The organism is Streptomyces sp. SID13726 (assembly GCF_010548375.1).
Taxonomy (GTDB): Bacteria; Actinomycetota; Actinomycetes; order Streptomycetales; family Streptomycetaceae; genus Streptomyces.
Genome location: NZ_JAAGLY010000326.1, coordinates 1 through 483, shown reverse-complemented (window position 1 = coordinate 483; position 483 = coordinate 1). Strand labels below are relative to the sequence as shown.

The window sequence follows — 483 nt, the reverse complement described above, 5'->3', positions numbered from 1 at the left end:
GCCGCCTCCGGACGTGGTCCTGCTACGGCTGGACCGCGGCGCTGGTCGCCGCGGTCCAGCCGGATGCCGGCGCGCTCCTGCCCGCGGCCACGGCCATGACCGTCCTGGAGATCGGCTTCGCCCTCCTCGGGTTGCGGACCGGCGACTGGGCGCTGCGCGCGGACGCGGCGGTCGCACTCCTCACGACCCGGATCGCCCGCGACCGTTTCCCCCTCGGCCTCTACGCGATCATGCACGAGCGGTGGTGGGAAACGACGACACGCCCACCGCACCAGCCCGACCTGGCGCTGTGGGAACTGTGGCTGCGCCACCGTGAACTGCTGTCCTCCCGGCCGGCATACGCTGCCGTGCCGATGGTCTGGCGGACCGTGAGCGCCGTACCCGCCTCGGAGGGGGAGCCGTGGATCAGCGCCGCCGAGGCGGCCGCCGAGTCCCTGCGCTGGCTCTGCCACCAGCACGTCGGACTGGACTCCACCCGGCACC

Annotated in this window: 1 protein-coding gene; it reads left to right on the top strand. The window is 74.1% G+C overall.

Features of this window, described 5'->3' with window-relative positions; all coding sequences use genetic code 11:
* On the top strand, positions 1–483 hold a 483-nt coding region (locus G3I78_RS47890; protein WP_164436897.1), incomplete at both ends, for a hypothetical protein.